This is a genomic window from Myxococcus sp. XM-1-1-1, from assembly GCF_020037095.1.
GTDB classification, from domain to species: Bacteria; Myxococcota; Myxococcia; order Myxococcales; family Myxococcaceae; genus Myxococcus; species Myxococcus fulvus.
In genome coordinates this window covers 509,398-523,688 of sequence record NZ_JAIQDH010000003.1, presented here as the reverse complement: position 1 = coordinate 523,688, position 14,291 = coordinate 509,398, and the positions used below count along the sequence as shown (strand labels likewise).

The 14,291-nt window shown below is 69.9% G+C and carries 12 protein-coding genes; 1 reads left to right on the top strand and 11 read right to left on the bottom strand.

All coding sequences use genetic code 11. The annotated features are described in order from the left end of the window. Positions 1-279: 279 nt before the first annotated feature. On the top strand, positions 280-1,269 hold the full coding sequence (locus K8640_RS09875; protein ID WP_223746814.1) for a M23 family metallopeptidase: 990 nt from the start codon (positions 280-282) through the stop codon (positions 1,267-1,269). A 10-nt stretch (positions 1,270-1,279) separates the two neighbouring features. On the opposite strand, the gene K8640_RS09870 is transcribed toward K8640_RS09875, so the two are convergent. The 11 genes from K8640_RS09870 to K8640_RS09820 all read right to left on the bottom strand — a co-directional run bounded on the left by K8640_RS09870 (position 1,280) and on the right by K8640_RS09820 (position 14,199). Further along, the gene (locus tag K8640_RS09870) at positions 1,280-2,074 is read right to left on the bottom strand and encodes an enoyl-CoA hydratase/isomerase family protein (RefSeq protein ID WP_141329842.1); all 795 of its coding nucleotides are present in this window, start codon (positions 2,072-2,074) and stop codon (positions 1,280-1,282) included. Next, positions 2,011-2,724, bottom strand: coding sequence for a TetR/AcrR family transcriptional regulator (locus K8640_RS09865; RefSeq protein ID WP_223746813.1), 714 nt, complete (start codon positions 2,722-2,724; stop codon positions 2,011-2,013). The genes K8640_RS09870 and K8640_RS09865 overlap by 64 nt, the downstream gene beginning before the upstream one ends. Before the next feature lie 108 nt (positions 2,725-2,832). After that, positions 2,833-4,284: a hypothetical protein gene (locus tag K8640_RS09860; protein ID WP_223746812.1), complete on the bottom strand. Its 1,452-nt coding sequence runs from the start codon at positions 4,282-4,284 to the stop codon at positions 2,833-2,835. 245 nt (positions 4,285-4,529) lie between these two features. Then, positions 4,530-4,880: a helix-turn-helix domain-containing protein gene (locus K8640_RS09855; RefSeq protein WP_141329836.1), complete on the bottom strand. Its 351-nt coding sequence runs from the start codon at positions 4,878-4,880 to the stop codon at positions 4,530-4,532. A gap of 58 nt (positions 4,881-4,938) precedes the next feature. After that, positions 4,939-7,596, bottom strand: a complete 2,658-nt coding sequence (locus K8640_RS09850; RefSeq protein ID WP_223746811.1) for an LPS-assembly protein LptD — start codon at positions 7,594-7,596, stop codon at positions 4,939-4,941. Between the two features lie 46 nt (positions 7,597-7,642). Continuing rightward, positions 7,643-9,004 carry an AMIN domain-containing protein gene (locus tag K8640_RS09845; protein ID WP_223746810.1) on the bottom strand — a complete coding sequence of 454 codons (1,362 nt, stop codon included), beginning with the start codon at positions 9,002-9,004 and terminating at the stop codon, positions 7,643-7,645. 90 nt (positions 9,005-9,094) lie between these two features. Further along, positions 9,095-10,369: an alpha/beta hydrolase gene (locus tag K8640_RS09840; RefSeq protein ID WP_141329830.1), complete on the bottom strand. Its 1,275-nt coding sequence runs from the start codon at positions 10,367-10,369 to the stop codon at positions 9,095-9,097. A gap of 174 nt (positions 10,370-10,543) precedes the next feature. Continuing rightward, complete coding sequence (locus K8640_RS09835) at positions 10,544-11,827, bottom strand: folylpolyglutamate synthase/dihydrofolate synthase family protein (protein WP_223746809.1); 1,284 nt, start codon at positions 11,825-11,827, stop codon at positions 10,544-10,546. Between the two features lie 25 nt (positions 11,828-11,852). After that, positions 11,853-12,704 (bottom strand): acetyl-CoA carboxylase, carboxyltransferase subunit beta, encoded by an 852-nt coding sequence (accD, locus tag K8640_RS09830; RefSeq protein ID WP_223746808.1) that lies wholly within the window; start codon positions 12,702-12,704, stop codon positions 11,853-11,855. A gap of 81 nt (positions 12,705-12,785) precedes the next feature. Continuing rightward, the gene (locus K8640_RS09825) at positions 12,786-13,541 is read right to left on the bottom strand and encodes an MBL fold metallo-hydrolase (protein WP_141329826.1); all 756 of its coding nucleotides are present in this window, start codon (positions 13,539-13,541) and stop codon (positions 12,786-12,788) included. 1 nt (position 13,542) lies between these two features. Further along, on the bottom strand, positions 13,543-14,199 hold the full coding sequence (locus K8640_RS09820; protein WP_141329846.1) for a Crp/Fnr family transcriptional regulator: 657 nt from the start codon (positions 14,197-14,199) through the stop codon (positions 13,543-13,545). Between the last annotated feature and the right edge of the window lie 92 nt (positions 14,200-14,291).

Here is a 14,291-nt window from a genome sequence, read left to right as displayed (position 1 = left end):
CCGAGCAGAAGCTAGGAAGCCTGGAGGCGCGCCGGTACGGCTTGACGCCACGACGTGCAGCCGGCTGCCTGCCCTCCAGCCCGTCGGGCCGCGATTCCGCGCCCCTGCGTCGCTCAAGTGCCGACAAATCCAGGCGCGTCCCGCTGGCCCGGTGAGCAGCCGACGAGGCAGTGTTCAGCAGGCGACCCGCCGGGCGCTCCCGGGCAGAGAAGCAGGCATCCGACGCGCGGATTTCTCACCCTGGGAAGAGTCCGGCCATCCGTGGTGTAAAGAACGCCCATGGCTCCGCACCCCGCCCGCTGGTTTCATTCCGCGCCATCCCACCTGCTGCTCGTGCTGCTCGCCCTCGGTGCGAAGGCCCAGGCCTCCGAGCCGACGCCCACGTCCGCGGCCCTCTCCTCCTCCGCGTCGACGACGGCCCAGGTCCAGCCGCTGCTGTCGCTCCAGCCCGGCTCGGCGCGTCCGGGAGACCCCGTCATCGTGACGGTGCGGGGCATGGCGGGGATGCCCACGGGCACGCTCGCGGGACGTCCGCTGCGCTTCTTCGCGTGGGGAGACGGCTTCCTCGCGGTGACGGGCCTGCCGGTGGAGCTGACGCCGGGCACCGCTCCCGTGCTCGTGGTGGGCCCCGGCTCGGCCGAGGGCGCGCCGCTGGAGCTCACGGGCACGCTGGACATCGTCGAGCCGGGCTACCCCTCGCGCGAGCTGAAGGTGTCGGGCAAGTACGTGGCGCCGCCTGCCTCCGTGAAGGCGCGCATGGCCGCGGACCGACGCGCCTTCGCCGCCGCCTTCGCGCAGCCGTTCAGCGCGCCCCACTTCGCCCAGAACTTCGCGTGGCCCCGGCAGGACCGCATCACCGCGCCCTTCGGCGACCGGCGCACGTTCAACGGCAAGCTGTCCAGCCAGCACTTCGGCGTGGACATCGACGGAGACCCGGGCGCGCCCGTGCTGGCCAGCAACGAGGGCACCGTGGTGATGGCGCGCGACAACTACTCCGCCGGCAAGACGGTGCTGGTGCACCACGGCGGAGACCTCTTCACCGCGTACTTCCACCTGTCGCGCATCCAGGTGAAGCAGGGCGACAAGCTCCAGCAGGGTCAGCAGCTGGGCCTGGTGGGCAGCACCGGCCGCGTCACCGGCCCCCACCTCCACTGGGGCGTGAAGGTGGACGGCATCTGGGTGGACGGCGAGTCGCTGCTGCGCCTGGACTTCTTCCCGCCCGCCCTCCCCGCCGTCGCCAGCGGGGAGACGCGTCTGGGCACGCCCTGACGGCGCGCGGCTAGCGGTCGTTCCACTTCGGCGGGCGCTTCTCCAGGAAGGCGGAGACGCCCTCGCCCGCGTCGTCCGCGAGCACGTTGAGCGACAGCTGGGACGCGAGGAACTCCAGCGCGGCCGGCAGCGGCAGGTCCTCCGCGGTGAAGAAGGCCCGGCGCCCCAGCGCGAGCACCGCCTGGCTCTTACCGGCGAGCTTCCCCGCCAGCGCCGCCACCGCGCCGTCCAGCTCCGCGGCGGGCACCACGCGGTTGACCAGCCCCAGCGCGAGCGCCTCGCGCGCGGGCAGCTTGTCCCCCGTCAGCACCAGCTCCAGCGCGCGCTTGCGGCCCACGTGACGCTGCAGGAGCGCCATCATCATCATCGGGAACAGGCCCACGTCGATCTCGGGCGTGCCGAAGTCCGCGCCCTCCACCGCCACGGCGAGGTCACACGCGAGCACCAGCCCCAGGCCGCCCGCCAGCGCGTGCCCGTTGACGCGCGCCACGGTGGGCTTGCGCGCCTCCTGGAACCGGGCCAGCAGCTTCCCGTAGGAGCGGCGGCCATCGTGCGTGGCAAGGAAGCCGCCGTCGCCGGCCATCTGCCCCAGATCCCCGCCCGCGCAGAAGACCTTCTCGCCCGCGCCGGTGAGCACCACCACGCGCACGGCGGGATCCGCGTCCGCGCGGTCCAGTCCGTCCATCAGCGCCTTCACCACCGTGGGCGACAGGGCATTGCGCGCCCGGGGCCGGTCGATGGTCAGGTGCGCTTGGGGACCTTGGACTTCGTAGCGGACTTCTCCGACGACTTCTCCGGCTTCCATGCAGGGGACTCCGCGCCTGGCGACGCGTCGGCCAGGACGCCGTGAAGGAAGGTTTCGGCGATCTGCGCCTTCGCGCGCTCCAAAGCCTGGGTGTCGCGCGCGTCGGCCAGCCCCGTGACGAAGGCCGTCAGCCCCATCTCGATGGCGCCGAAGAGCAGCGCGGACGACAGCAGCGGGTCCGTGTCCGAGCGCAGCTCCCCCGCCTCCTTCGCCCGGGTGAACAGCTCCGAGGACAGGCGGATGGCGTCCACGAAGGCCGTCTGCCGGTTGATGCGGGAGCCCGCGGGGCTGCGGGCAATCTCCAGGATGAGGACCTTCACCGCGCGCGGGTCCACCCGGTACGCCTCGAAGGCCACGTCCACCACGCCGCGCACCTTCTGCGCCAGCGCCCCCTCGCCCTCCACCACCGCGCGCACGCGCGTGACGAAGCCGCTCCAGCCCGTGTCGAACACGGTCTCCAGCAGCTCATCCTTGTTCTTGAAGTAGTGGTACACGAGGCCGTAGGCGACGCCGGCCTCCTTGGCCACGTCCGCGATGCGGCACCCGTGATAGCCCTTGCGGGCGAACACATCGATGGCCGCCCGCAGGATGGTCCGGCGGCGTTCGCTCTCGCGGTTGCCGTTGTCCGCCGCCGACTTGCTCTGGCCCACGACGTCCTCCACCGGCCGGTTGATTCTTCAATCAGCCGAGGTGGACCCTACGGACGTGGGCTCCCGGGGTCAATGGGTACTTCACCGGGAGCCCGCGTCAACCGCGTCCTAGAGCACCGTGCCCGTCACCGTGGGGGCGACGACCTGGACCTTGTGGCCGTCCAACTGGGCGGCCGTGTACGTGCAGACCGCGTCCGACTTCCAGGGGATGGGCTGGCTGAAGGGCGGCGGCGGCGGCTCCTGGGAGACGTCGTGCTTGTCCTTGATGAGGTAGCGCACGACGGCGTACGACGGGTACGTCAGCGGGATGGCGCCGGTGATGGCCGGCTCGATTTCAATCGGGCCCTCCGCGCCGGAGTTGCAGCCGTCGCCCTGCGAGTTCTGGGCGATCATGTTGAACCACGGGTCCGCGACCAGGAACGTGGCGCTGGCCGAGCCGAAGTGGTCGATGGCGACGTTGGTGGCCGGAGGCGGCGGGGAGATCTGACGCACCGTGTCCGGGCGGTCCAGCGTGTGCGGCACGCCCGTCCAGAGGATGCGCTCCTGCACCCAGATGAGCGTGCTGGTGTCGTGGACGCCGTTCTTGCCATCCCAGCGGCCGTTGCCGTTGGTGTCGACGAAGCGCTCGCCCGCGTCCCAGGTGCCGTTGTCGTTGTTGTCGACGAAGGGCTCGGTCAGGTCCACGAAGGCCTCGCCCGTGTCCCACTGGCCGTTGTTGTTGTCGTCGCTGAAGGCCTCCTCACCGGAGGTGACCGCGATGAGCGAGACCAGGTTGTCGCGCGGGTTGTTGATCTTGTTGGGGCGGATGGGGTCGGCGCGCTGGGGCTCCGGCCGGTTCGACTGCGGCTGCGCCGGGGTGCCGTGCGCGGCCAGCGGGTTCTGCTCCCACAGGAAGGGCTGCATCCACAGCGGCGCCAGGTACTCACCCGTGTGGGTGGCGTCGTTGGTGGGGTTCCAGGTGAACTCACCCGGGTCCACGTCCTGCGGCAGGGGCAGCGAGGTCTTGTAGAGCACCTGCGCGTTGCCCACGACGTCCGTCAGGGAGGTGGCGGTGGGGCCGATGGTGCCGGCCTCCGTCAGGAAGGACACCTGGGCGCCCTCGATGCCGTCGCCGTTGCGATCACCCACGTGGGCGATGCAGTTCACCTTCACGCCGGCGATGAGCGAGCGGGCCTCGTCCCACGCGCCGATGGCGTGGTGCAGACCGGAGGCCTCACCGGACCACGAACCACACTGGAAGGTGAGCTGGCGGGAGCTCGAGTTGGTGCCGGCGAAGCTGATGACCGGAGAGATGACCGACTTGGCCTCCGCTCCCTCACCCGCCGAGGCGACCACCACCACGGAGGTGACACGGCCTCCCGTGGCCGTCACCTGCATGGACACGATGCCGTCCCCGGGGTTGGTCGTCCCCTCGGCCGGCGACAGTTGGACCCCCGGCACCTCGGACTGCAGTGAGAACCGCACCTGCGTGCCGGCCTGCGGCATGCCACGCGAGTCCACCGCCCGGAAACGCAGGGTGGTGATCTCACCCAGACGCGGCCTGGCCGGATTCTGATCCACGAATTCAAGCGTGGCGGGAGCTGGCGAGGAACACGCCAACAACACCATGCTCGTGAGGGCCATCCACGAGGCAAGACCCGGACGCATCAGCGAAGACTCCTTGGACGAAGAAGGAAGCACGCTGTGCGCACGCGGCGCACAGCGCATTTCCGCCATCTTCCCGGTCTACCTACCGTCCAGTCAAGGACAGGACAGGAGGACCGAGGGGCCCCTTGCGTCCGGCCAGGGACCCCGAGGGGTGGGATTCAGGCGATGGTGCCGCTGAACATCACCCGGGCGACCCCGAGCAGGCGGTCCACGTCCCGTGCGGTGAGGCCCCGGGCGCGCGCGAAGTCAGACAGGGGACGCAGCAGGTCCTCCGTCTGGGCAAGGGTCTGCTCCGTTCCCGTGAACAACTCTCCCAGGCTGACGCCAAGGGCGTTGGCCAGGGCGGCGAGGGTCTCCACATGAGGGACACGCTCGCCGCGTTCGATCATGGAAAGGAAGGAGACGCTGATCTGAGCCCGCTCCGCGAGCTCTTCCTGCGTCCACCGCTCCGGCCTCTGCGTACGAAGCTCGCGGATGCGCTGGCCGATTCGTTTTCCGAGGTCCGACACGAAATACTTCTCCTGGCTGCTTGGGGGTTGTGGAACCACCATTCACCTTCGGTGATTCCTAGCCGCCCGAACCGAACGATCCCAACCCAGTGACGCTGAAATTCACACCGGAAAATTCCAGTCCGATATCACGTCTGAGGGTCACCACCCCTTCAATGCGCCAGCAATTACACGCTGGCCCATATGACACGCCCAGTGTCTGCTGGGCGAAGGGCTTCAACGCCTCTTGGTTTGTTGGATCCTGGTAGAGGGGCTGCACCAGGGCTTCGTACCGCACCCCGAGGCCAAATCCGAGCGTCAAACGCGTACCCGCGATGAGAGCCTGGGCCCGCTCGGCCGTGGGGAGGCCGGGCGTTTCTCGGGATACGCTGCCTACCAGGGCATCCAGGGGGCGGCGGATGGAATCCGGGCCCAGGGCGTTGGGGATTTCACCCCGGTCGATGGCCGCCTGGGCGGTGGTGAGGATGTCGTCGTAGCGCGCGTAGAGCGCCTGGCCCTTGCCGTTGTCGATGTTGAAGTCGCCGGTGATCTGGGTGACGCGCCCCGAGTTGGGGTCGAAGCGAACCATCCCACCGGCGGTGAGCATTCCCAGGCTCGTCGTCAGGCGCGCGAAGGTGTCACGGAGGACCGGCTCGGGATCTCCGAGCTTGTTCGCGGCGGGTGCGTAACGCGTCAGGTCGAACCCCTGGCCGATGCGCAGCCGCAGCGGCTCGCGGTAAGCGTTGCCCACCTTGACGCGCAGCGTCTGGTCCACGGCGAAGACGCCCTGGAGGAAGCCCCGCGTGCGGCCATCCAGGTCCAGGGGCACGGCGGCGTCGACCTCGTCGTAGGGCTGGGCGAACCCAGGCCCCCGCTGCGCGCCCGCGGACGGCACGTGGCCCCAGCCGCCCGGCACGTAGCGCAGCTCCAGCGAGGGCGCGAAGGAGTGCCGGTAGCGGTTCTTCTCCCCGTCCCACGTGCGCGTGAGCTGGGTGTCCACGAGCAGGCCCGCGATGGGGTAGCCGCGCTGCCACGTCCTGCCCGAGTACTCGCCGGCCCAGACGTCCTGGCGCACGCCCAGCGACGGCGTCACCCGCGCCACGTCGCCCAGGGGGATGGACGTGGCGAGCCGGGAGGTGAGGTCGATGCGATCTCTCGCCTCGCGGTCTCGTGTGTCGAAGAGGCCGTTGCCCTGCCCCGGGTCCACCGGGTACGTCGGGTCCGTGTAGTGGTAGCCCAGCGGGAGGTAGATGCCATCGCGGCGGAAGATGCCGTCGACGCCCTCGTCCCCGAACCCGCCCGTCATGGGGGCCAGGCGGGTGAACTCGGCGCGCAGCCCTCCGACGATGCCGCCGAACAGGGGGCGCTCCGGCAGCGCGTAGACGACGCCGGGCAGGCGCTGGAAGGTCACCGGCGAGGGCAGGTCCGGCCGCAGCGGGTCCACCTGGGACGGCACGCGGTTGTCCTGGAAGAAGCGATAGGGCCAGCGGATGTCCTGGCGCAGGGACACATCCAGACCCGCGTACGAGTCCTCCTGGCGGCGGAACACGGTGGCGGTGCTGCGCAGGTAGTCGAGGCCCTGGAGGATGACGTCGGCGGTGAGGTCGCGCGTGTAGTTGCCGTCCGACACGAACGACGCGTCCACCCGGTCGTACCAACCGGAGCCCAGGTCCTGGAAGTGCTGCCAGGACGCCTCGCCGCGCCAGCCCCGGGGCACGTCGACGTAGGTATAGGCGTCGGGCGCTCCTTCTGGGTACAGGTAGAAGTCACCAGTCCGAGGGTCTCGCAGAGGGCGGGAGTCGTGCAGCACGCCGAGCGACACCCGGCCTCGGGCCGTCTCGCTGGGCACATAACGGAACTCCGTGCGCAACCGCGGGCCCTTCACGCCAAACAGCCGAGGCTCCTTGGTTTCGAACCTGGCGCCCTCCGGCCCCCGCAGCACCGTCTGGTCCGACGAGCCGAAGAAGTAGCCCGGGGTGAAGGTCATGTCGTAGCTGCGCCCCAACGTGAGGAAGAACGGCTGCTCGAGGCTGAAGCCGCTCTGCCCCGAGAAGTTCGGGTTGGGGATGAGGAAGCCCGTGCGGCGCTCGGCCAGGGGCAGGTACACCCAGGGCAGCGCGAAGATGGGGACGGACTCCACGTACACCACGGGCCACGACAGGGTGGCGCGCTCGCCGAGGATGACGTTGGCGGACCGGGCCTCCATGCGCCAGGTGGGCTCCCCCGGGCCGCACTCGCACGGGGTGAAGGCCAGGTCGTCCACGGTGAAGGCGTTGGGCCCGGTACGGCGGATGCGGGTGCCGCTGAGGATGATGGGCGTCTCGCCCATGGAGCGCAGCTCCTCGGGCGTCTTCGCCGCGAGCATCGCCTCCTGGGTGACGCCCTTCTTCTGCATGAAGAGGCCGCCCTGGAGCGTGGCCTCGAAGGAGCGGATGTCCACCCTGACGTCATCCGCGACGGCCGCCATGCCGCCGGGGCCCACGAACATGACGTTGCCGGTGGCGGTGGCCACCTGGTTCGCCTCGTCGTAGGTCACCTCGTCCGAGCGCAGCAGCATCTCGCCGGTGCGCAGCTCGCAGTGGCCGCGCGCGGTGAGGACCTGCTTGTCGGCCTCGTAGGTGAGGAAGTCGGCGGCCAGCTCCACCGTCTCGCCGGAGGGGAGCTGGACCTGGGTGGCGAGCGGAATCTGCGCCGAGGAGACCAGCAGCGCGGCGGCGAGCGGAACGAGGAGGCTCATTCAGGGGTGCAAGGTATGCCGCGCCACGGCCGCGCGGGGGCCCTTATCACCGAGCGGTGCGCTGAAAATCCAACGAAATGACGTTCCCGTCCTGCTGAGCCTGCACCGGGGCCTGCTGCCGCAGCTGCACGGTGACGCGCACGTTGCGGCCTTCCGCGTCCGCGTCCACCCGGGTGACGGGCGAGTTGAAGTAGGACGTGTCCAGCGGCCGGGTGTTGTTGCTCAGGTCGATGCGGCTGTTCTCCAGCTCCAGCACCACCGCGTTGCCCGTCTCGCTCACGCTGTAGCGCACCGGCTCGTTGGTCCGGATGAAGACGCGCGACACCCCACCCTGCTGCTGGAAGCCCACCAGCGTCATCGTCTTGCGACGCGAGGACACCTCGGCCGAACCGCCGCTCGACACCTCGCGGCGCTCCCGGGGCTGGGCCATGGCGACGCGCTCCTGCTGGCGGCGCTCACGCTCGGCGCGGGCCTCCTCCTCGCGCTGACGGCGGGCCTCGGCGGCCTCCTCCTTGGCGGCCTGGGCGGCGGCGCGCTTCTCCTCGGCGGCCGTCTTCGCTGCGGCGCGAGCGTCCTCTTGTTGACGCTTCTTCTCGTCGGCGGCGGCCTGGGCGGTGGCGCGGCGCTCATCGGCGGCGGCCTCGGCGGCGGCACGGGCCTCCTCCTCCTGGCGCTTCCTGTCGTCGGCGGCGGCCTTCGCGGAGGCCTGGGCCTCGGCCTCCTGGCGCTTCCTGTCGTCGGCGGCGGCCTGGGCGGCGCGCTGCTCCTCCTCGCGCTGGGCCGCGGCGCGGGCCTCGGCCTCCTGCTGGCGCTGGCGCTCGGCGTCGGCGTCCTGCTGGGCGCGGGCCGTGGCCTCGGCGGCGGCCTTCTCCTGGGCCTGGCGCTCGGCCTCGGCGCGAGCGGAGGCCTCGGCGGCGGCCTTCTCCTGGGCCTGGCGCTCGGCCTCGGCGCGAGCGGCGGCCTCGGCGGCGGAGCCATCCGTGGCGGGCTGGGTGGGCGCGGCCTGGGCCACGGCCTGACCCGCGCCTCCGACGACCTTGATGACGAGCTGGCTGTCGGTGGCCTGGATGTCGGTCTCCACCTCGCGCTCGAAGCCGATGAGCACGCGGGCGATGGCGGAGTCATCCGAGCCGTAGCTGGCGGTGCGGATGCCCGTCACCGTGCCATTGCCCACCTGCGTCTCCTCGGGGACGCCGTTGAAGACGGCCTCCGCGATGTCGATGACGAGCCGGGGCGGGTCGGTCATCGTGAAGGTGGTGAAGTTCGCCTTCTTCGAGCCGGAGATGGTCACCGTCCCGCCATTCACCTGCACGCTGGTGATGGTGTTCAGGTTCGCCGCCGGAGCCTGCGCGAGCGCCATGCAAGGCACGAGCACCACACCGAGCAGCCACACCGCTGAGGCCTTCATCGACCACTCCCCTTCACGTTGACAGTGGGCTCGGATGCTAGCACGCGCCCATCACCCTCCAACTTTCCAGCCACACCGCCGCGCGAAGGGCTAGCGCAGGCGAGGCAGGGACGGCGCGCGGTTGCGGTGCGTGCGCGCGTACTCGATGAGGTTCTTGATGTCGTAGCAGATCTGCCGGATGTCGTGCCCCATCGTCAGCTCGATGTGGCTGTTGCCCTTGACCGGCCGCCAGAGCAGGTACTCGCTCTTGGCCGCGCGATACACGCTCCGGGTGGACTCCACCGAGGCGAGCGGATCCATGTCCCCGAAGATGATGGCCATGGGGATGTGGATCTTCTCGAAGCCGCGCTTGAAGTCGTAGCCGGTGCGGTAGCAGACCATCTCCCCGCGGCGGATCCAGCGGGCGAACTGCTCGATGACCTTGCGAGGCTCGCGCTCGCCACCCTCGCGCAGGAGCCACCGGATGTCGTCGGCGCCCACGCGCTCCGGGTTGATGAGCCGGTTGAGCCGCGTGGTGAGCTGTTGATACAGCGGCGAGTCCTCCGCCTTGCCAATCTGCCGCTCGACGAACTTGAGGATGAGGTCCACGGGCACCGCGTCGAAGCGCAGCTTGCGGCGCTCCTCCGGCACCAGCTTGCGGCCCAGCTTCGCGTTGAACGCGCCCACGCCGCGCGACAGGAGCTTCTTGCCCAGGCCGTTGACGTCCCCGCCCAGGTTCACCCCCGCGAGCGTCATGTCGATCATCCCCGCGAGCATGGGCGCGCCGTGCGCGAGCATGCGCAGCGCCATGAAGCCCCGCCCCAGGTCCGCGGGCGAGCCGATGGTGATGAGGCCCTCGAAGTCGTCGTGGATGCCCGTGTAGCCGTAGCCCAGCATCCCGCCCATGGAGTGGCCGCAGTAGAAGATGCGCTCGCGGCGGGTGATGCGCTTGACGCCCGACACGGCGGCCGGCAGGTCGTAGAGGAAATAGCTGTCCAGGTCCCAGCCGTAGTCCAGGTCCGGCGGCAGCGGGCGCTTGAAGCGCTCGGCGCGCTCCTTCTGGAAGGCGATGGAGCTCTTGCCGTGGCCGCGCAGCTCCAGGATGTGGATGTCCACGCCGAAGAAGAGCAGGTTCTTGACGAACTGGCCGCTCGTCCACGTGTGACGGTTCTGCGAGAAGCCATGCACCAGCAGCAGCGGCTCGCCGAACAGCGGCTGGGCGAACGGTTGCTTCACCGGACGGTAGCGCGTGATGACCAGCGACCAGCCGTCCGCCGTCTCCACCACGTACTTCGTCTTCGTGTAAAGCGCCCGGAAGTCGACTTCGTCGATGGACGGGATGGCGGGTCCCGTGGTGGTCGCGGCTCTCCAGTCCGGCAGGCGCATGCCTTGAATCTACGGCGGCTGATGCAACGCGCCAAGGATTCCCCCTCGGCCCGTGTGTCTTGCCCGTCCTGGACGCAAGGCCCATCCTGGAAGGTCACCCGCTGCAGGCGGGCCTCGGCGCGCCCTGCCCCGCTGCCCCAGGTCCCTGTCGGGAAGGTGGCGCGAGCCGACCCCTCAGGGAGTCCCCAGTCGCGCCCGCACCATGCCCACCAGGAACAGCGAGCCGGTGCACAGCACCAGTCCCTCCGGGCCCGCGCGCCGCCGGGCCTCCGCGAGCGCCGCGTCCACGTCCGGCCAGGCGGTGACGTCCGGCACCAGGGCGCGCGCCTCGTCGAGATAGGCCGTGGGTGGAAGCGAGCGGGACGTCTCCAGGGGCGTCAGCTGCACGGAGGCACACGCGGGGAAGAGGGCCCGCATCATCGGCCCCCGGTCCTTGTCCGCCACCACGCCGAAGACACAGTGGACCGGGCGCCCCGTGTACAGCGCGCGCAGGGACGCGAGCAGCACCTCCACCCCCGCCGGGTTGTGAGCGCCATCCAGGAGCACGACCGGTCGCTCGCCCACCTCCTCCAGCCGTCCAGGCCAGCGCGCCGAGCCGAGCCCCGCCTTCGCCTCCTCGCTCGAGACCGCCACGCCACGCGAGGACAGGCTCTCCAGGCAGGCCAGCGCCACCGCCGCGTTCTGGACCTGATGGGGGCCTCGAAGCGACACACGCAGCCGCTCCAGCCGCCACGCCACGCCCTGGTACGTGAGGCTCCCGTCAGGCTGCCGCCGCGCCTCGAAGTCCCGCCCCTCCACGACGAGGGGCACGCCGAGCACCCGCGCGCGGGCCTCGATGGCCTCCAGCGCCTCGGGGGCCTGCCGGGCGACGACGCAAGGCACGCCGGGCTTGAGGATTCCGGCCTTCTCGCCGGCGATCGCGGCCAGGGTGTTGCCCAGGTATTCCATGTGGTCGAACGAGACGGGGGTGATGGCCGTCACGGTGGAGGGCGCGGCGGTGGTCGCGTCCAGCCGGCCGCCCAGCCCCGTCTCCAACACGACGACGTCCACGCCCACGCGCGCGAAGTGCCACAGCGCCACGACGGTGCCGAACTCGAAGTACGTCATCGGCTCGGCGACGGCGGACGGGTAGCGCTCCAGCACGTCGAGGATGGCGCGGCCGAAGTCCTCGTCGGAGATGTCCTCGCCGCCCACGCGGATGCGCTCGTTGACGCGCACCAGGTGCGGGGACGTGTAGAGGCCCACGCGGTGGCCCGCGGCCTGGAGCGCGGTGGCGGCGAAGGCGCAGGTGCTGCCCTTGCCGTTGGTGCCGGCGACGTGCAGCACCGGATAGCGGCGCTCGGGGTGGCCCAGGGCCTCGAGCGCCTCGCTCACCCGCTCCAGCCCCAGCTTGATGCCGGAGGGGTTGAGCCGCGAGAGGAAGGCGAGTGCTTCCTCCGGTGTCCTGGGCGCGCTCATGAGGGATGCCGATGAGCGCGCGGGCTCAGCCCAGCAGGCCGAGGATCTGCCCCAGCCGGGCGCGCAGGTCCTTGCGGTTGACGATGTTGTCGATCATCCCGTGCTCCAGCAGGAACTCCGAGCGCTGGAAGCCCTCGGGCAGCTTCTGGCGGATGGTCTGCTCGATGACGCGCGGACCGGCGAAGCCGATGAGCGCCTTGGGCTCGGCGAGGATGACGTCCCCCAACCAGGAGAACGAGGCCGCCACGCCGCCCGTCGTCGGGTGCAGCAGCACGGAGATGTAGGGCTTGTTGCCAGTGCGGAAGCGGGCGATGGCCGCGGACGTCTTCGCCATCTGCATCAGCGAGAAGATGCCCTCCTGCATGCGCGCGCCGCCGGACGCCGAGAAGATGAGCGCGGAGCACTTCAGGTCATGCGCGCGCTCGAAGGTCCTCGCCACCTTCTCGCCCACCACCGAGCCCATGGAGCCGCCCATGAACTCGAAGACGAACGCGCCCACGGACACCGGGTGCCCGCCGATGCGGCCCACACCGGAGATGAACGCGTCGTTCTCCTCCAGGCTCTTGCGCGTGGTCTTCAGCCGGTCCTTGTACTTCTTCGAGTCACTGAACCCGAGCGGGTCCTGCGGCTCCAGCTCCTTGTCGAACTCCTCGAAGCTGTCCGGATCCAACAGCGTCGCCAGCCGCGCGCGCGCGTTCCAGGGGTGGTGGTGGTCGCAGTGCGGACACACCATCCAGTTCTTCTCCAGCTCCTGCCGGTAGATGATTTCGTCGCAGCTCTCGCACTTGGCCCACAGGCCCTCCATGCGAGACGGTCCGGGCTCGGGCTGCTGCTGGGTGTCGACGGCGATGCGCGGCTTCTTCGAAAACCAGGCCATGAGAACGGCGGGGGTTAATCCGCCCGTCCCCGCCCGTCAACCGTTCCGTGTGGCGCGATGCGTCGCCGCCCGGGGGACGGGCTAGAACTCGAACACGTCGTTGAGCTCCAGCACCTCCACCGGCATGCTCGCCAGCTCCTTCTTGAGCTGGGCCACGAAGGCCGGCTTGAGGTGGTAGAGCATCACCGAGGCCCCGTTGCGCTCGAACTTGCGCAGCTCCAGCCCCAGGGTGTGGGGCGTCAGGTGGCCGGAGATGTCGGCCAGCGACTGGAGGGCGTTGGGGAAGGAGGTCTCCAGGAGGAGGGCCTTGAGGTTCTTCGTCTCGTTCAGGGCCTTCCAGAGCTTGTCGGTGGGCCCGGTGTCCCCGCTCATGGCGAGCGTGCTCTTGCCGTTGGAGATGATGAAGCCGCAGGACTCCACGGGGTGGCTCACCGGGACGCTGCGCACGGTGTAGGGCCCCACCTGGAAGGTGCCGCCGGCGCGGAAGGTCTGGATGCGCAGGACGGGGTTGGCCTTGGTCGGGATGCGGGTGAAGTCCGGCCAGAGGGCGTTGTTGAACATGTTCTCGCGCAGGGCCTTGGCACACTCGCGAGAGGCGTGGATGGTGACGGGCTTGTCCCGGCGACCGATGACCAGGTCCGCCATCAGCGGCAGGTCCTTCACGTGGTCGAAGTGGCTGTGGCCCACGAGCACGTGGTCCACCCGGCACAGCTCGTCCAACGAGAGCGTCCCCGTCAGGGCGCCCGCATCGAGCGCCAGCACGTCATCGACGAGGAAGCACGTGCTCTTGCACGTGGGGAGCTCGCCACCGTGGCAGCCGAGGACGCGGAGCTTCACGCTAGAGGTCTCCGAACTTCCACTTCATCTCCAGGTATTGGAGGAAGTCGTGGAGTCTGGCCGTGTCATACACGGTGACTCGGTCACCACTGCGTGAGATGAGGCCCGCGCGGACCAGCCGGTCCAGCACGTTGCGCACCGCGGGCTCGCCCACGCCAATCTGCCGGGGCATCTCGCGGACGACGAAGTCGATGTCCGTCCCCGTCCCCTCATCCGAGGGGCGGCCGCGCGACTGGGCGGTCTGGATGAGCTGGTGCACCACCCGGCTGGCCGGATCATTGTGCAGCAGGTTCTCGATCTGGGCGTCCGCCTCCGACAGCCGCTCGGCCAGCTTCTTGATCATCCGGACGGCGATCTCCGCGTTGCCGCGGATCATCGCCTCGAACGTCTTGGGGTCGATGACCAGCAGCCGGGCGTCCTCGTTGACCACCGCGGACGCGTTGCGCGGCTTGTTGGAGATGATGGCCATCTCCCCGAAGAACTCACCGGGCCCCAGCACGGCCAGGACCTTCTCCACGTCGCGCACGCGCTTGGAGATGGAGACCTTGCCCGCCTGGATGACGAACATCTCCCGGCCCGCCTCTCCCTCACGGAAGAGTTCGGTGCCCTTTGGGAATTCCTTGCCGAAACGTTGAAAGAGGGTTTCCTCGGCGCCCATCCTGCGAGGAGTCAATCAGCCCCTCCCCCCCTGGTCAAATTACCTTTTGTACGGAGCGGTGGGACACACCGTGCGTCCGGGCTCGCCGCAAA